We start from the raw sequence: 17728 nt of genomic DNA, 5'->3' as shown, positions 1-17728 counted from the left end.
GATTAGTGTGTTTCCTTTGTAGCGTGTTGCGATCCAATCAAATGCTGCACGACCCGTTCCATCTTCATGAAGCGGGAGCCCTTGATCAATACGGTTGTATCCGGCGTTACTGCAGCACTTACGGCCTGCAGCAGCGCGTCGAATTCTTTATAGTGCTTTGCGTGCGGCGCCATATGCGCCGCCAGTTCGCCTGTCGCCAGCACGTTCTCGATGCCTTTGCTGGCGGCATAGGCTGCCACCTCTTCGTGGAATTCCTTGCCCTGCGTGCCGACTTCCCCCATATCGCCGAGCACCAGCACGCGTGGCGCTTTTGCCTTGGCCAGCACGTCGATGGCGGCGCGCACGGAGTCCGGGTTGGCGTTATACGTGTCGTCGATCAGCAATGCACCGTTGGCGGCCTGCTTTTTCTGCAGGCGTCCGTTCACTGGTGCGAAAGCTTCCAGCCCAGTGCGAATGGTGGAAGTGTCGATGCCGGCGGCATAGGTGCAGGCAATCGCGGCCAGCGCGTTGCGCACGTTGTGCTCGCCAGCGGCCTGCAGCGACACGCTGAAGTGGCGCGGCACGGCATCCGGCGCAGCGAAGGATGCGGCGGCGCCATGGCCGGCAGGCTGCTCGGTTGCCGCAGGGCGCAGCGTCACTTCCAGCTCGGCGCCGAAGTCGTTGGCGGTGAAGGTGCAGCTCACGTTGGCAGCGGCGTCGAGGCCGAAGGTCAGCACGCGGCGGCCGGCGGACAACTCATGCCAGACCGGTGTGAACTCGTCGCCATGCGGGAACACGGCCACGCCGTCGCCCGGCAATGCCGCCAGCACGCTGCCATTCTCGCGCGCCACCGCTTCGACCGTGTGCATGAATTCCTGGTGCTCGCGCTGGGCGTTGTTCACCATGCCGATCGTCGGTGCGGCAATCGCGCTGAGGCGGCCAATCTCGCCCGGATGGTTCATGCCCAGTTCCACCACGGCGGAACGGTGCGAAGCATTGAGGCGGAACAGCGTCAACGGCACGCCGATTTCGTTATTCAGGTTGCCGCGCGTCGCCAGCCGGCCCTCTTCGCCATGGGCGGCGGCCAGGATCGAGGCGATCATCTCCTTGACGGTGGTCTTGCCGTTCGAACCGGTCACGCATACCAGTGGCAGCGCAAACTGTCTGCGCCAGTAGTTGGCGATCTGGCCCAGCGCCACCAGGGTGTCCGGCACCACGATGGCAGGCAGGGTCCACCCCTCCGGCAGCTTTTCCACGACGACGGCGACCACGCCCTTGTCGACCACCTGCTGCAGGAAGTCGTGAGCGTCGAATACCTCGCCGCGCAGCGCAACAAACAACTGGCCAGCGCCGACCGTGCGGGTGTCGGTCGACACGCCGTCGAAGTCGAGCGCCAGTGCAGCCTCGCTGGACAGGACGCCATGGTGCAGGTGCGCGCCGGTCAATGCCGGCAGGATGTGGGCGAGCGTGCTGCGCATCAGTGCGGCCTCATCATGGTCAGGCGTGCAGACAAGGCAAGCTGCGCGTGCTCGGCATCCGAGAACGGCATCTTGCGGCCCTTGATTTCCTGGTAGGGCTCATGGCCCTTCCCTGCCAGCAGGATCACATCCGCCTTGCCGGCGTTGCGCACAGCGGACAGGATTGCCGCGGCGCGATCTTCCACTGCCATGAACTCGGAATTCGGATGGTTGGCGTCCATGCCCGCCACGATCTGGCGAATGATGTCGGCCGGATCTTCACTGCGCGGGTTGTCGCTGGTGACGAGTACATGCTCGGCCATCTGCGAAATCCTGCCCATTTGCGGGCGCTTTCCAGGATCGCGGTCGCCGCCGCAACCGAACACGCACCACAGGTGGCCGCCACGGTCGGACGCCACGGAGCGCAGGGCTTCCAGCGTTTTTTCCAGCGCATCCGGCGTATGGGCGTAGTCGATCACGACCATCGGCGCCTCCTGGCCGCCAATCTGCTGCATGCGGCCCGGGGCCGGCTGCAGCGATTCGATGCCGTCAATGGCGGTACGGAAGGCAATGCCTTTCGCCAGCAGCGCGGCCAGCACGGCCAGTGCATTGCTCACGTTGAACGGCCCAACCAGCTGGGTGCGCACATGGGCGTGGCCGAAGGTGGAATCGAGGTTGAATTCGGTACCCAGGTTGCGGCTGCGCAGCGAGCTGGCTCGCAGCATCGAAATACCCGGCACGTTCGGCTGGGCCTTGATGTCTTTCAGCGTGTAGCCAATGATGGCCGGCTTGCGTGCCGCCTTGGACGCCTTGATGTGCGCGACCAGGCGATGGCCCATCGGGTCGTCCAGGTTCACCACGGCGTGCTTCAGGCCGGGCCAGTCGAACAAAATCGTCTTGGCTGCTTCGTAGTTGGCTTCGTCGCCGTGGTAGTCCAGGTGGTCGCGCGTCAGGTTGGTGAAGATCGCGACGTCGAAGTGCATGCCTTCGGTGCGGCCCTGGTGCAGGCCGATGGATGAAGCTTCGATGGCGAGCGCATTGGCGCCGTCGGCGTGCACGTCCTTCAGCTTGCGTGCCAGAAGTACCGCATCCGGCGTGGTGTAGCCGGTTTCGTCGAATTCCACTTCGCCGCGGGCGCGGAACATGCCGACGCCCAGCGTGCCGATCACGGCGGTCGTTTCGCCGACCTTCGCCAGCGCCTGTCCGGTCCACACCGCGCAGGAGGTCTTGCCATTGGTGCCGGTAACGGCCACAGTGAACATGCTCGCATCGGGCTGGCCGTACCAGGCGTGCGCGATCGGGCCGGCCTGTTTTTTCAGGCCCGGCACAGCGAGGTGCGGCACCTCATGTGGTAAATCCGGCGCGGCATCCCAGGCGTAATCGGTGTCGTCGTACACCACGGCAGCGGCGCCGTTGGCGATGGCTGCGGAAATGAAAGTGCGGCCATCCTTGGCGTCGCCCGGATAGGCAAAGAACACGTCGCCGGGCTTGATGCGGCGCGAGTCGGATGCCAGTTGTGCGTCTGGTGCAGCTTCGCGCATCCAGCTGATAATTTCTTGATGGTTCATCGTCGTCATTTACATGGCCTCCGGTCCGGTATCCGCCGGCACCACGATTTCGGTGACGTTGGAGTCAGGAGGCACATTGGAGGCGCGCAATGCGTTGATTGCGACAGCCGCGAAAGTTGGTGCTGCGACCGAGCCGCCAAAGTGGCCGTTCTGGGTCGGTTCGTCGATCATGACTGCAATGATGAAGCGCGGCGCCGACATCGGCACCATGCCGACGAAGGAACCGATGTACTTGCGCGGCATCGCATAGCGGCCGTTCTCCACCTTGTAGGCGGTGCCGGTCTTGCCACCCACGCGGTAGCCCGGAATCTGCGCCTTCTTGGCAGTACCGTCCTTGCCCGACACCACGGACTCCAGCATCTCGCGCATCTGCGCGGCAGTCTGGGGCTTGATGATCTGCTGGCCCAGCGGCTCTTTATCGACCTTCTCAAACGACAAAGGAATGGTGTCACCATTCCGTGCAAACATCATGTAAGACCGCGCCAGCTGTATCAGCGACACCGAGATACCGTTACCGTAACTCATGGTCGCCTGCTCAATCGGCCGCCAGGATTTATAGGGCCGCACCCTTCCCGCCACAGCCCCGGGGAATCCCCACTTGGGCTGCTGGCCGAAGCCGACCTTGGTGAACATCTCCCACATATCCTGGGCCGGCATGCTCAGCGCGATCTTCGACGTGCCGATATTCGAGGACATTTCGATGATCTGCCCCACATTGATCACGCCGTGCGCCTTGGTATCGGAAATCGTTCGGTCGGCGATGGTCAGCTTGCCGCCGCCGGTATCGATGAAGGTGCCCGGCTTGACGCGCCCACTGTCCAGGGCAAGCGCCACCGTGATCGGCTTCAGCGTGGAACCCGGCTCGAAGGTGTCGGTCATCACTCGGTTGCGCAGCTGCGCGCCTGTGAGTTTGCGGCGGTCGTTCGGGTCGTAACTCGGGAAGTTGGCCAGCGCCAGCACTTCGCCGGTATGCACGTCCAGCACCACGGCGCCGCCAGCCTTGGCGCCGAAGTGCTCCACGGCCGCCTTCAACTGGGTGTAGGCGATGTACTGGATCTTGCTGTCCACCGACAGCACCACGTCCTTGCCGTTATGCGGCTCGACCTTGCCGCCGATATCTTCCACGATGTGGCCGCGGCCATCCTTGATGACGCGGCGCGAGCCGGGCTTGCCGACCAGGTTGGCCTGCTGCGCCAGCTCCATCGATTCCTGCCCCTTGTCGTCGACGTTGGTGAAGCCGACCAGGTGGGTCATCACCTCGCCTTGCGGGTAGAAGCGCTTGTATTCAGGGCGGATATCCATGCCGTCCAGGTCGAGCGCCTTGATCTTGTCGGCGGTTTCCACCTCGACCTGGCGCTTCAGGTAGACCAGGTTGCGGTCGGAATCGAGCTTCTTGCGCAGTTCGGCTTCGCTCATTTCCAGCAGGCCGGCCAGGGCGCGGATTTTTTCTTTTGGCGCGGCCAGCAGTTCTTCCGGCGCGGCCCAGATGGCGCGCACGGGAATGGACGAAGCCAGCACCTGGCCGTTGCGGTCGGTGATCTTGCCGCGCACGGCCGGCAATTCCTGCGTGCGCTGGTAGCGGTTGGCGCCTTCCTTCTGCAGGAACTGCTGCTGGCTGGAAGTACCCTGCAGCCAGACCGCCCGCGCTGCCAGCGCGCCGAAGGCGATGAACATCCCGAACAGCACGACGCGCGAGCGCCAGCTTGGCAGGCGCACCGCCAATACAGGGCTCTTCGAGAAGGCCACGCCCTGCGAGCGTGCCACGCGTGCCGATCCGGTTCCACCGCTGGAGCGCATCATTTTTCGCCCTCCGTCAGGTATTGGGTGCGGTTCGGCGTGAGCTGGGTCATGTTCAGTTCGCGGCGTGCGATTTCCTCGATACGGGCGTGCTTGCCCAGCGTCGACTGGTCGAGCTGGAGCTGGGCCCACTCGGTATCGAGCTGGCGCGCCTGCGCTTCGGCGCGCTCCTTGTCCACGAACAGGTGGCGCGCCTGGTATTGCGCGTTAACGGCCGAAAGGCCGCATGCGACCAGCAATGCCGTCAACACGATATTGACCTTGTTGCTCAAGGTACGCCCCCGGTGGAAGGCAGGCGCATGGCAACCCGCATCACGGCCGAACGGGCGCGCGGGTTTTCATCCACCTCTTTGTCGGAGGGCTTGATACGGGCCAGCAGTTTCAGCTCCGGCTGCGGCAGGTCGGCCGCCTTGATCGGCAGGCGCCGGTCCGGCTGCTCCACCTTGGCCTTGGAGGCGAGGAACTGCTTGACCATGCGGTCTTCCAGCGAATGGAAGCTGATGATGGCCAGGATGCCGCCCGGCTTCAGGGCGTCGAAGGCCTGGCTCAGGGCCGATTCGAGGTCCTCAAGCTCTTTATTGACGAAAATCCGGATAGCCTGAAAGGTGCGGGTGGCCGGATCTTTGCCCTTCTCGCGAGTCTTGACCGCGCCTGCCACGATACCGGCAAGCTGTCGTGTGCTTGAAATTGGCTCGACTGCCCGGCGAGCAACAATCGCCTTTGCAATCTGAAAAGCAAACCGTTCTTCCCCATAATCCCTTATCACCTTTTCCAGTGTTTTTTCTGATTCCGTGGCCAGCCACTCGGCAGCGGAGATACCGCGCGTGGTATCCATGCGCATGTCGAGCGGGCCATCGTTGCGGAAGCTGAAGCCGCGCGCAGCATCGTCCACTTGTGGTGACGAGATGCCGAGGTCCAGCAAAATGCCGTCGACGGCGGGAATGCCGCGTTCGGCCAGCGCATCCGCCATGGTGGCGAAGCTGTCATGCACGATGGTGAAACGCTTGTCGCCGATGGTTTCGGCGTTGGCGATAGCTTGCAGGTCTTTGTCGAAGGCGATCAGGCGGGCTTCCGGTCCCAGTCGGGACAGGATCAGGCGGCTATGGCCGCCGCGGCCGAAGGTGCCATCTATATAGATGCCGTTGGCGCGCGCGCCCTCCAGGTCGAGCGCATCCACCGCTTCATCTAACAGCACCGTACGATGCTGGAATTCTGGCACCGAGGTCGTCGTCATATTGAACCAGGCCTCAGAAGGAGAAATCGGACAGGGTATCGGGCATGCCCACCTCGATGGTGGCTTGCTCGTTTTCGGCGCGCTTGACCGGATCCCAGATCTCGAAGTGGGTCAGCATGCCGGACAGCACGACTTCGCGGCCAAGGCCGACAGCGTCGCGCAGTTCAGGGGCAACGAGGATGCGGCCGGCCGAATCCATCTCGACGTCGGCGGCATTGCCCAGCAGGATGCGCTGCCAGCCGCGGCCCGACATCGGCCACGAGGCGATCTGGTCGCGCTTGGCTTCCCAGACGTGGCGCGGGTACATCAACAGGCAACCGTCCGGGTGTTTGGTAAGCGTGAGGCGTCCTTCACACTGGATCATCAGTGCGTCACGATGCTTGGCCGGGATGGACATCCTGCCTTTCGCATCTAATGTGATCGCGGACGCGCCTTGGAACACGACTTAACCTTATCTAAAAAATCCCACAAAACTACACTTTTTCACACTATCGCCCACTTTAGAGGATGCTCACAAGGCGGTCAAGCGATTTTCCCAAGCGAAAACAGCGATTTGTCCAATGAAATTAAGGACTTAGCGGCATTCCTTGAGAAATAGCCGAAGTAAAAACCATTGAGAAATTAGGGACTTATGAAAGATACTGAAAGTGCTACTTCACGTGCAGGGCTGGCCAAACGCTGTAAAAATGACTAAAAATAAATTTGCAAATCAGCGATTGGTTGCCTGAAGACAACGACACTTTATCAATTTAACAACAAGTGCCGTAGACCCGATAACCGGGGGAATGACTGCCTGCCGCGCTTTGCGCGCGATTTCTACCCTCAAAAGAACAATGCCGCCCAGCGTGGACTGGGCGGCAACTTGTATAGACAAATGGCGTGGTCGCCGCTTGCCTACATTATACGGCTTGCGATACTTCTCACTCGTAAGTGACGCCTACCGTGACGCCGCTGAACGGCTGCTTCGCTTCCAGCGTGATGTAATACCACTGGTTGGCGACCGGGCTTGGGATGCTGATATTTTCCGCATTGCCCGAGTTGGTCGAGGCGACATCATAGGACGTGGTGCTCGGGTAGCGGTTCAGGGCCACGTACATGTCCATATTGCCACTGCCGCCCGCGCTCATGATCTTCAGGTTTTTCGCCCCGGCCGGCACGATCAGGTGCAGGTAGGTGCGCGAACTGGAAGACAGGTTGCGGATGGCGCAGTTCTTGCCAAGGTAAGTTGGCGAAGCCTGGCCGCTGCAGGTCGGCAGGTTGGATACGCTGTCAGGCAGCGGTGGTTCGCCGGCCGTGGTGGCCGCGTCGGCCCAGGCGGTGAACTCGCTGTCGTAGCGGGTGCCGATGTCGCGCATGAAGTCGTTGTAGCGCGCGTAGTCGCCGACACGGAACTTGGCCAGCACCTGGTCCACGTCGGAACGGTGACGCTCGACCATGAAGCGCGCCGCCATATAGCCCCAGCGGTAGGCGCGGTCCTGGTAGTCGGACATCGAGTAGGTATTGCCGAAGATGTCGCTCAGGCGGTATTTGCGGCTGCGCGCCATGTCGATGGCGGGCTGGTTGTTATTCTTCAGCGACAGGTATTCCGCGATGCCTTCGATCCACCACACGGTCGGCACGGACGTGCCTTGGCCGAAGTCGCCGTACATGTCGAAGCGGCCGTCGATGTAATGAACGAACTCGTGCTCCAGGTTCCACACCTTGAAGGTCGGGCGCAGCCACGACGCCTCGTGGGCAATGAAGCGCGCCTGGTTGCCGAGCACGGAAGGATCGCCTTCCAGGTACATGCCGCCGTTGTTGGTGTCGATACCGTAGATCACGCCGGCGTATTTGCTGTAGTTGGCGTAGTCATCGAACACCACCAGTTCCAGCGCGGTGTTGTTGTCGTGTGCCACCGGGGTGCGGTTGGTCTGCAGCATGGTGTGGGCATAACCCTCTTCCGTCGCCAGTGCGGAGCAGATTTCCTGCACCTGCGCCTGGGTCACGTCCTGTGCGCGCAGGCGCAGGGTCGGGCTGCAGTTGTAGCTGGTCTTCAGCACGGCATTGGCCAGCTGGGCTTCGTAGTTGCACACGCCGTACTGCGCGCAATTGCTGTTGTCGTAGTACTTGACCGCTTGCGCCGCCGCCAGCCACATGCCGCTGTCGGCGCCCAGCATGGTGCTGGTGTTCAGCGTGTTCTGTACCATCGGTTTCACTTGCGGCTTCAGGCCGGCGTACTGCATGAAGCGGAAAGTCTCGTTCGAGGCATCGGTCAACTGGTAGCCGGCATTGGAGTTCAGCAGCGCCGATTTGTTGTTGGTGATGAAGGCGTACAGCGTGTTGGCGTAGGAGATGTCGTTCGACAGCGTGGTGCCGACATCCGGCGATGTATGGCCGCGGAACAGCACGGTCAGCGCGCCGGTCATGCCGCCGCCGGCGCTGTCCTGCTTCAGCGCTTCTGCCGCAGTCGGCCTGGCTGAGGTATTGGTGAAGCGCGCGACGGTCGCTTTCGCGTCCGGCAGGAACTGCACTTCGTCGTGCATATTGGTGACCAGCTTCCATGTTTCGCCAGCGGTGGTCGGCGCCACGGAGTTGTTGGCGTACAGGCCGTTGCCCTGCACCAGGCCGTGGATGGCCATGCGCAGCGGGGCACGCACCGATTCGGTCAGCGCAGGAATGGTGCCGCCGCTGGCCTGGTAATAGCCGGCGCGCAGGTAAAGCACCAGGTTCACCAGCTTCATGTTGGTGCCGTTGTAGCTGGCCGCTTCGCTGGCCAGGCGGCTGGCGACGGCGCTCACGTTGGCGCTGGAATAGATGCTGGCGGCCAGCGCCGGCGCGGCGGAGAACAAGGGATAGGTGCACTCGTAGTCTGGCAGCGTGGCCACGTATTCGGCCAGCGCGGCGCCGCTGTAGCTGGCCAGGGTGTTCATGTCCTTGCACTGCGGCGTTGCGGACATGAGCGTCATGCTGGTCTTCAGGTTGCGCGGCATCAGGTCGTTGCGCGGCTTGCGCGTCGGCGCCAGGTCGTATTTGCTTTGCTCCACCGTCGGCGGCAGGGTTTGCCGCTGGTGCGGTGCGGGCGGCTGGTGCAGCTTGTCGCCGCTGTCCGCGTGGGCTTGCGCGGCGAGCAGCAGGACTGCTGCGCCGATTGCTTTCAACATCATGATCTCCACCTCTTCTTTATAGTAATGGGAGCGCCCATGCTATCGAGGAGAGGCGGCGCGGCTTCAATCGTGCGCGCCGTTATGGTGATTTCGCTGCGTCAGGCAACGTGAACTGCACAGGCGATGGGCGAAAAAGCCACAGGCGGACGCGCGCCGGAGCCGGTTCGGAACTGGCTTGGCGTATAACCCGTCATCGCCTTGAACTGGCGACTGAAGGCGCTGTGGTCGGTATAGCCGCATTCGCGCGCGATCTCGGCGATGCTGCGGCCAGGGTAGGCTTCAATCAGCGCCAGCGCGCCTTCCAGCCGCGATTGCAGCAGCAGCTGGCGCGGGCTGTAATGGAAGACCTTCTGGAACAGGCGCTCCACGCGCGCCAGCGACAGGCCTTCCTCGCGCGCCAGGTCGGCCAGGTTCAGCTGCATGTGGAAGTTCTCGCGGATGCGCTGCGCAATGCGCGCCACCTGGCGGTACACCGGGTGCTGTTCATCGACCAGGCCGAGGTCGTGCGAGGTGCCGACCAGGCCGACGATATCGCCCTGCTCGTTGCGCAGCGGGGCTTTATGGGTCAGGCACCAGCCGCGGCGGCGGTTCGGGTACAGGTGCAGCTCCAGGTGCTTTTCGATGGTGGCGCCCATGTCGATCACCTGCCGGTCCTGCGCCTCATAGGCGGCGGCGAGCGGGCGCGGATGCACGTCCATCACCGTCTTGCCGAGGATGTCGGACTTGTTGCGCAGCCCGCAGCGGCGCGCCAGCGTGTTGTTGACGGCCACATAGCGGCCATCGCGATCCTTCACGAAGAAGGCTACTTCAGTCATCGCGTCGAACAGTTTCTCGATCGCGTCCAGCTCCACGTTCCAAGGACGGTCCATCATAAAGGTGTCTCCCATGCTTTGGCGCGCTCTGTGGCGCGATTCCATTTTGCCAGCAACTCGGCCCGCTGGTCATCCCCCATGTTTGGCGTGAAGCGGCGCTCGCAGGCCCATTGCGTGGCGATTTCTTCCTGCGACTCCCAGAAGCCGACAGCCAGGCCGGCCAGGTAGGCCGCGCCCAACGCTGTCGTTTCGGTGACTTTCGGGCGCAGCACGGGCACGCCCAGCAAGTCGGACTGGAACTGCATCAGCATGTCATTGCGGGCGGCGCCGCCGTCGGCGCGCACTTCCGTCACTGGCATGGAAGCATCCTTCTGCATGGCGGCCAGCAGCTCGGCGCTCTGGTAGGCGATCGATTCCACGGCGGCGCGCGCGATATGGGCCTTGTTGCTGCCTCGCGTCAGGCCGACGATGGTGCCGCGCGCATAAGGGTCCCAGTGCGGCGCGCCAAGGCCGACGAAGGCCGGCACCAGGAACACGCCGCCGCTGTCTGGCACGCTGTTGGCCAGCGCCTCCACGTCGCTCGATTGCTGGATGATGCCCAGCCCATCGCGCAGCCATTGCACGGTGGCGCCGCCCATGAACACCGAGCCTTCCAGCATGTAGTCGGTGGCGCCGTCGACGCGCCAGCCCACAGTAGACAGCAGGCGGTTGTGCGAGGTGCGCGGATGGCTGCCTGCGTGCATCAGCATGAAGCATCCGGTGCCGTAGGTATTCTTCACCATGCCCGGCTTGTGGCAGGCCTGGCCGAACGTGGCGGCCTGCTGGTCGCCAGCGATGCCAGCCACCGGAATCGCATGGCCGAACAGCGCGTCGCGCGTGGCGCCCACTTCCTCGCTGGAGGAGACCACCTGCGGCAGCATTTCTTCGGGGATGTCGAACAGGTGCAGCAGGTCCGAGTCCCAGCGCATCAAGTGGATGTTGAACAGCATGGTGCGCGAGGCATTCGATACGTCGGTGACGTGCACGCCGCACAGCTTCCAGGCCAGCCAGGAGTCGATGGTGCCGAAGCACAGCGCGCCCTTGCGCGCGCGTTCGCGCGCGCCCGGCACGTGGTCCAGGATCCATTTGACCTTGGTGGCGGAGAAGTAGGCGTCCAGCTCAAGGCCGGTCGCGTCGCAGATCATCTTCGCCTTGCCCGCGGCGCGCAACTCTTCGCAGTAATCGGCAGTGCGGCGGTCCTGCCACACGATGGCCGGCGCAATCGGCTCGCCGGTCTTGCGGTCCCACACCACGGTGGTTTCACGCTGGTTGGTGATGCCGATGGCACGCACCTTTTTGATATCGAAGTCCTGCAGGACCTTGCGGGCCACGGTGATCTGGCTGTTCCAGATCTCGTTGGCGTCGTGTTCAACCCAGCCGGGCTGGGGGAAGTGCTGGGGAAATTCCTGCGCCGCGCATCCTGCGATTTTGCCCTCGTGGTCGAACAGGATGGCGCGCGAACTGGTTGTGCCCTGGTCCAGGGCGAGGATGTATTGAGTCATCTCTCAAGAATTAGTTGAAGCAAGCCGATAGGCCGGATTTTGTTACGGCACCCGAAGGTGCTATGACAGCCATTCCTCTAGGCGACGGATTACTCCGCCGCTCAAGCTTTCTACCCGCACGCTCCGCGAGCAACATCATCGCGTGCCTATTTGAAATTGCACCAGGTGGAGGTTACCGCGTTTCACCGTAACTTAATACGCTCGTCTCTGTGGCCCTATTCCTCGCCTTATACCATTGCTGGCTTTCAGCGGACGGCCGTTAACCGTCACCCCGCTCTATGGAGTCCGGACCTTCCTCCCGCCTCGGTATTGCTACCTCGGCCAGCGGCTGTCTGGCTTGCTTCGGGCGATATTTTACATCATTGGGGTCAGGTCCTGATACCTGACACGGCGAAGCCGTGTTGGGTGTTAGGCCCTGACACCAACATTATTTACCCGGGGTCAGGTCCCGATACCTGACACGGCGCAGCCGTGTTGGGTGTTGGGCCCTGACTCCAACATTATTTACCCGGGGTCAGGTCCCGATACCTGACACGGCGCAGCCGTGTTGGGTGTTGGGCCCTGACGCCGTCCATATAATTTGGTGTCGCAAAACCGAAAGCCATTTCCCTAGCACAGGCATAGAATGCCAAATCCATGTATAAGAAGGCAAGTACCATGACGCAAACTCCTCGTTCCGGCGGCCAGATCCTGGTCGATGCGCTGAAAGTCCACGGCACCGATACCGCCTTCGGCGTGCCAGGCGAAAGCTACCTGGACGTGCTGGACGCCCTGCACGAATCCGGCATCCGCTTCATCATCAACCGCCAGGAAGGCGGCGCTGCCTTCATGGCCGACGCCTACGGCAAGATGACCGGCAAGCCAGGCATCTGCTTCGTGACCCGCGGCCCGGGCGCCACCAATGCCTCGATCGGCGTGCATACAGCCTTCCAGGATTCGACCCCGATGATCCTGTTCATCGGCCAGGTCGGCAGCGATTTCATGGACCGCGAAGCCTTCCAGGAAGTCGATTACCGCCGCATGTTCGGCCAGATGGCGAAATGGGTAGCCCAGATCGACCGCGCCGACCGCATCCCCGAATACATTGCACGCGCCTTCCAGGTCGCCACCAGCGGCCGTCCAGGCCCCGTGGTGCTGGCCCTGCCGGAAGACATGCTGACCGCCAAAGCCACCGTGGCCGACACCCGCGCCTACGTGCCGACCCAGGGCGCGCCTTCCGCACCGCAGGTGGCGCAACTGCGCCAGATGCTGTCCGAAGCCAAGCGCCCGATGCTGCTGCTGGGCGGCGGCGGCTGGAATGAACAAGCCACGGCCGACATCCGCAAGTTCGCCGAAGCGAACCACCTGCCGGTCGGCTGCGCCTTCCGTTTCCAGGACCTGCTGGACAACACCCACCCGAACTACATCGGCGACGTCGGCATCGGCATCAATCCGAAGCTGGCTGCACGCGTGAAAGAAGCCGACGTGCTGATCGCCATCGGCCCGCGCCTCGGTGAAATGACCACCAGCGGCTACTCCATCATCGCCTCGCCGGTGCCGCAACAGCGCCTGGTGCACATCCACGCCAGTCCCGAAGAACTGGGCAGCGTCTACCAGGGCGAGTTGATGATCGCTTCCGGCATGCCGCAGGCTGCGGCCATGCTGGCGGCAATGGAGCCGGTCGATGCGAGCGCATGGCGCGACAGCGTCGAACAGGCGCGCGCCGAGTATAACGCCTGGCAGCAGCAGCCCTCGATCTTCAAGGACAACAACGCCCCGCTGAACCTGTGGCAAGTAGTGCAGGAACTGAAGGCCCAGTGCCCTGCCGACACCATCATCACCAATGGCGCCGGCAACTACGCCACGTGGGCGCACCGCTACTGGCCGTATGGCCAGATGCGCACCCAGCTCGCGCCCACCAGCGGCGCCATGGGTTACTCCGTGCCGTCCGGCGTGGCTGCAAAGATCATCGGTCCATCCCGCACCGTGGTGACGTTTGCAGGCGACGGCGAATACCTGATGAACGGCCAGGAGCTGGCCACCGCCGTGCAGTACAAGGCGGGCTTGATCATCATCGTCTTCAACAACCAGATGTTCGGCACCATCCGCATGCACCAGGAGCGCGAGTATCCTGGCCGCGTCTCCGGCACCACGCTGCACAACCCGGACTTCGCCGCAGTGGCGCGCGCCTTCGGCGGCCATGGCGAAACCGTTGCGGCCACCGAAGACTTCGCCCCGGCCTTGCAACGCGCCCTCGCCTTCACCCGCGAGCAAAGCCTCCCGGCCATCATCGAGTTGCGCTACGACGGCAACCTGATCACGCCAGGCGCCACCCTCGACACCATCCGCAAGCAAGCCGTCGCCGCCGGCAAATAATCCCCGCTGCACCCGGCTAAAGGGCTGGCCCGCAATCGCGCGGCCAGCCCTTTGATTTTTCGCCTATCGCTTCGAGCCATTCGGCAGTACGTTCGCTACATCCACGCACGCGAAGGCGTATGATGAACGAACCAATTCGCTGGTTGCTAATTGAAGGAATCGCCGCCCTGTTTGGAGCAGGCGGGCTCTACCTGCTCGTAGGCCTATGTTTCAAGATCGCCGGAAGCACTAATCCGTTCGCTTGGCGCGAAGCTTTTGACCCGCTGGGTTGGCTTTACGGGGCTATCGTGATTGACATTCAATCCATCGTTCGGTTGATGAGCACAAGCGATATTCATCCTGCCTTGACAGCAGGCTGCATCGCTACAGCAGTGTTTTGCTGTGTGTTACTAACCTCCGCGATGCATCTCCGTGGGAGCAAAACTGGCTGGACGCCGACAATGGCATTGAAATCTTTTGCAGGGATACTGGCGGCACTCACGCTTGTTATGGGATATTTCGCGAGAGGAACGATATGATAAGCAAATCATGCAATGACCCATCCAGCAAGATTGGTCAACAGAATGATGTTTTGGTGCTCGAAATCGATCCGGCCATGCTTCGCAAGCAGGATTCACAAATGGAGCTCGTGGAAAGTGCACTCACCGCTGGCCGCAAAGTACTTCTGCAACCAGTCATTCAGTCGCGATACCTACCTGAAACCCCGCACTCCCCCCCGTTAGTCCTGCGAACTATATTCGCTACCGGTATTGGCGTGTTCTTCTCCGGCGTATCGGCAATAATTGCCCCAGACTCCTGGCCCAGCTTTATTGTTGCAGCGATAGTGGGCATGTTCGTCGGCACATTCATTGCAAAGTGGGACGCGCAGCGCAACACAGAAAGCTACCCGTTTTAGTTCCCCTTAACGCTTTGGCGCGGGGCAGGCCTTGCAGGCCTTGGCAGTGCGGCTGAAGTCGCGCACTTTTGACAGCACCATTGGCTGCGACTGGTCGTCGCAATAGCCGCCATCGAGGGTCAGGGTTTCGCCATTGGGCGAGAACTTGCCGCTGATAGTGCGTTCTTCTTCCCCTTCCTGCACGGTGAAGTACATCATCTTGCCGCGCGGGTCGACATTCACGTCGGTCGCCACCAGCGGCCAGCTCAAGCCCCCCGCCGTGTACTCGTAGATCACAGTATCGACCTCGGCAAAGCGCTGCAGCGTGATGCGCTGGCCGCCATATTCACCGCTGCCTTCATGCACGCACAGGTCGGAATAGACCACCATGCCGTAGCGCGGCAGGCCGCCAGCCTTGTTGGCCGCCAGCGCAGCCGGCAAGACAGTCACTGAAGCGAGCAGCAGTGCGCTGCCGATACGATGGGAAGTTTTCATGTCAGCATTGTAAAAAAAAACGGCTGCGCGAGGCAGCCGTTTTTGACCAGGAACAGGCTGGATTAGAAGGTGTGACGGATGCCTACGTTGTAAGCGGAGTCACCGGAGCCGGATTCAGCGTTGTTACCAACGGTGAAGGAAGCGCCGTTCTTGTTCTTGATCTTGCCGTACGACATGTAGGTGGTGGTGCGTGGGGACAGCTTGTGCAGGTAGCCGATTGCGTACTGGTTAGCATCGCGGTTGGCAACTTCACGGTCATCCGCGCGGGCCACGGAAGCCACCAGGGAGCCGGCAGCCGACACAGGAACGGTCGCGCCCAGCAGGTAGTTGCGGCTGTCGGTCGAAGGAGCCACTGCAGCTGCGGTGTAAGCAGTGCCGTTCGGGTATGCAACGCTGTTCAGGCCCTTGTTGGCGTTGAACATGGCGAAGGCTTTCACAACTTTGAAGTCGTAGTTCACGGCCAGCAGGGTGTTGTGGCCAATGTCACGACCGGTCACGACGTTGTTGGCAACGGTGTCGTTGTTGCGGTTGTTGTAAGCCAGGCGGCCTTCGAAGTCGCCGTTCTTGTAGCCGATCGACGCGCCCAGTTGACGGCCGGTCGAGGATTCCTTCTGTTCGCCGGCAGCGTAGAACACTTCAGCGGTGATGCCCATCATGTCTGGGGACTTGTAGTACACCGAGTTGCTGTTACGTACGTTGATGCCGTTTGCTGGGAAGATGTTCTTGGCCGAACCGGACAGGCCAGCCTGGAACGGATCGCCAACTTGTACGAAGGCGTTGTACCAAGGGGTGTACTGGCGGCCCAGGGTCAGGGTACCAGCCGATTTCGACACCAGGCCTACGTATGCCTGACGCTGGAATACGGAACCGGACACGTCGGATTCACCGGTGTCGCCTTTGATGCCGCCTTCCAGCAGGAACACTGCGGACAGGCCGCCACCCAGGTCTTCGGTGCCTTTGAAGCCGATGCGCGATGCATTGGCGACGCCGGAGGACACTTTGGTCACGTTACCGTTCTTGCCACCGTGTTCGGACACGATGCCGGCATCCATGATACCGAAGATGGTTACGTTCGACTGGGCGTAGGCGCTGCCCGATACTGCGAGGATTGCGAGGGAAATCAGGGTCTTCTTCATGATGTGCTTCTTCCTTTTCTTTGTTATCAATCACCAGGGCTCTTCGGCGCTGATCGCCCGCCATTTTATATGATCTCAATATTTCCTGCTATTCACGTAGTAATACGTATTGCAAGATGGCGCCTTTTGCCACAGCAACCGAACAAAATTTATGCAAGCTTCAACATTTTTGTTCAGGACATATTTCACAATTCCGATGCTTTTCGAGGCTAAACTGAGAGCATCATGGTTGTGTCATGGACAAGCGGTTTGAACCCCAGTTTCATAGTGAAACTAGCCTGCACCGCATGCAACTTTGTGCCAGACTTCGGCGTTAGAATGCAGGTCGCGTATCAATCTGGGGGCGCTGTCGGCGAATGAAAACGAGTGCGGTTTCTGTAACAATTCCATCCACGATCAGTGACGTGGAACGGGACACCGGTCTGGCAAAGGAAACTTTGCGCGTCTGGGAACGCCGTTACGATTTCCCCCGCCCTGAACGCGATACGTTCGGGGAGCGAGTCTATCCAAGCGAACAGGTAATTAAATTGAGATTGATCAAGAGATTGATTGATCTTGGCTATCGTCCGGGCAAGGTCATCGGCTATTCGGCCGATGAATTGCAGGCCCTGGCACAAAAAAGCGCCTCCAGCCTGCGCGATGAGACCAGCTTGCCCCATCCCGAGCTGCAATCCTACCTGGAGCTCTGCAAAACCCATCAAATGGAAGCATTCCGCCGCAAACTGACGCAGGCGATGCTCGTCATGGGCTTGAAGAATTTTGTCGTCAACCTGGTTGCGCCGCTGTCCACCTTGGTGGGCGAAGCCTGGGCTTGCGGGCAGTTTGCAGTATTTGAAGAGCATTTATATGCAGAATCGGTGCAGATCGTGCTGCGCAGCGCCGTCTTCTCGGTGCCGCAAGTCAACCACAGCAGCGGAGCGCCGCGCCCGCGCGTCCTGCTGACCACCCTGCCCCAGGAGCGCCACGGCCTGCGCTTGCTGATGGCCGAGGCCATGTTCGCCGCCGAGGGAGCGCATTGCATTCCGCTAGGCGTTCAGACCCCGCTGCCGGACATCGTTGAAGGCGCGCGCGCCATGCAAGCCGACATCGTGGCCCTGTCCTTTTCCGCCACCATGAACCCGCGCCACGTCAACGACAGCCTGCGCGAATTGCGGGCCCGCCTGCCGGAACAGGCGGAGATCTGGGCCGGCGGCACCAACCCGGCCTTGCGCAAACGCCCGCCAAGCCATGTGACGGTATGTGAACTGGGCGATATCGGCCCGGCGGTCGCGGAATGGCGGCAGCGCCAACGGCAGGCCCTCAGCTAGCCTCTGGTAGAATACGCGGTTCGATTGAAG

15 protein-coding genes and 1 other RNA gene are annotated in these 17728 nt (G+C 61.7%); 4 read left to right on the top strand and 12 right to left on the bottom strand.

The window, feature by feature from the left end:
- Positions 1-2 precede the first annotated feature (2 nt).
- The 10 genes from ACN9M3_RS07440 to rnpB form a co-directional block, all read right to left on the bottom strand.
- Complete coding sequence (locus tag ACN9M3_RS07440; protein WP_426321525.1) at positions 3-1457, bottom strand: UDP-N-acetylmuramoyl-tripeptide--D-alanyl-D-alanine ligase; 1455 nt, start codon at positions 1455-1457, stop codon at positions 3-5.
- Positions 1457-3013, bottom strand: a complete 1557-nt coding sequence (locus ACN9M3_RS07435) for a UDP-N-acetylmuramoyl-L-alanyl-D-glutamate--2,6-diaminopimelate ligase (protein WP_426169307.1) — start codon at positions 3011-3013, stop codon at positions 1457-1459. The genes ACN9M3_RS07440 and ACN9M3_RS07435 overlap by 1 nt, the downstream gene beginning before the upstream one ends.
- A complete protein-coding gene (locus ACN9M3_RS07430; RefSeq protein ID WP_426172138.1) occupies positions 3014-4801 on the bottom strand; it encodes a peptidoglycan D,D-transpeptidase FtsI family protein in 1788 nt (595 codons plus the stop codon). It abuts the gene before it with no gap.
- Positions 4801-5073 carry a cell division protein FtsL gene (gene ftsL, locus ACN9M3_RS07425; protein WP_130315381.1) on the bottom strand — a complete coding sequence of 91 codons (273 nt, stop codon included), beginning with the start codon at positions 5071-5073 and terminating at the stop codon, positions 4801-4803. Before ftsL ends, ACN9M3_RS07430 begins: the two co-directional genes overlap by 1 nt.
- A complete protein-coding gene (rsmH, locus tag ACN9M3_RS07420; RefSeq protein ID WP_426169305.1) occupies positions 5070-6035 on the bottom strand; it encodes a 16S rRNA (cytosine(1402)-N(4))-methyltransferase RsmH in 966 nt (321 codons plus the stop codon). Before rsmH ends, ftsL begins: the two co-directional genes overlap by 4 nt.
- Positions 6036-6048: 13 nt before the next feature.
- Positions 6049-6477: a division/cell wall cluster transcriptional repressor MraZ gene (gene mraZ / locus ACN9M3_RS07415; protein WP_426321522.1), complete on the bottom strand. Its 429-nt coding sequence runs from the start codon at positions 6475-6477 to the stop codon at positions 6049-6051.
- A gap of 478 nt (positions 6478-6955) precedes the next feature.
- Positions 6956-9178 (bottom strand): collagenase, encoded by a 2223-nt coding sequence (locus ACN9M3_RS07410; RefSeq protein WP_426321520.1) that lies wholly within the window; start codon positions 9176-9178, stop codon positions 6956-6958.
- Between the two features lie 98 nt (positions 9179-9276).
- Positions 9277-10050, bottom strand: coding sequence for a PAS domain-containing protein (locus ACN9M3_RS07405; RefSeq protein WP_426169299.1), 774 nt, complete (start codon positions 10048-10050; stop codon positions 9277-9279).
- Positions 10047-11531: a glycerol kinase GlpK gene (gene glpK, locus ACN9M3_RS07400; protein WP_426321518.1), complete on the bottom strand. Its 1485-nt coding sequence runs from the start codon at positions 11529-11531 to the stop codon at positions 10047-10049. The genes ACN9M3_RS07405 and glpK overlap by 4 nt, the downstream gene beginning before the upstream one ends.
- Positions 11532-11543: 12 nt before the next feature.
- An RNA gene (rnpB, locus tag ACN9M3_RS07395) (RNase P RNA component class A) lies at positions 11544-11875 on the bottom strand.
- A 313-nt stretch (positions 11876-12188) separates the two neighbouring features.
- On the opposite strand from rnpB, the gene ACN9M3_RS07390 reads away from it, so the two are divergent.
- From ACN9M3_RS07390 to ACN9M3_RS07380, 3 genes are all read left to right on the top strand, one after another.
- A complete protein-coding gene (locus ACN9M3_RS07390; RefSeq protein ID WP_426169294.1) occupies positions 12189-13886 on the top strand; it encodes a thiamine pyrophosphate-binding protein in 1698 nt (565 codons plus the stop codon).
- 119 nt (positions 13887-14005) lie between these two features.
- On the top strand, positions 14006-14404 hold the full coding sequence (locus ACN9M3_RS07385; protein WP_426169292.1) for a hypothetical protein: 399 nt from the start codon (positions 14006-14008) through the stop codon (positions 14402-14404).
- Positions 14401-14781 carry a hypothetical protein gene (locus ACN9M3_RS07380; RefSeq protein WP_426169289.1) on the top strand — a complete coding sequence of 127 codons (381 nt, stop codon included), beginning with the start codon at positions 14401-14403 and terminating at the stop codon, positions 14779-14781. The genes ACN9M3_RS07385 and ACN9M3_RS07380 overlap by 4 nt, the downstream gene beginning before the upstream one ends.
- Positions 14782-14787: 6 nt before the next feature.
- Here the strand turns inward: ACN9M3_RS07380 and ACN9M3_RS07375 are convergent, their stop codons facing one another.
- Positions 14788-15255, bottom strand: coding sequence for a hypothetical protein (locus ACN9M3_RS07375; RefSeq protein ID WP_426169287.1), 468 nt, complete (start codon positions 15253-15255; stop codon positions 14788-14790).
- A gap of 62 nt (positions 15256-15317) precedes the next feature.
- Positions 15318-16391: a porin gene (locus ACN9M3_RS07370; RefSeq protein ID WP_426169284.1), complete on the bottom strand. Its 1074-nt coding sequence runs from the start codon at positions 16389-16391 to the stop codon at positions 15318-15320.
- A gap of 356 nt (positions 16392-16747) precedes the next feature.
- On the opposite strand from ACN9M3_RS07370, the gene ACN9M3_RS07365 reads away from it, so the two are divergent.
- Positions 16748-17698: a MerR family transcriptional regulator gene (locus ACN9M3_RS07365; RefSeq protein WP_426321514.1), complete on the top strand. Its 951-nt coding sequence runs from the start codon at positions 16748-16750 to the stop codon at positions 17696-17698.
- Positions 17699-17728: the final 30 nt, after the last annotated feature.

Origin of the sequence: Pseudoduganella sp. R-43, assembly GCF_049913255.1 — a bacterium.
In the GTDB taxonomy this organism is placed as follows: domain Bacteria; phylum Pseudomonadota; class Gammaproteobacteria; order Burkholderiales; family Burkholderiaceae_D; genus Rugamonas.
This window is presented reverse-complemented; position numbering and strand designations above follow the sequence as displayed.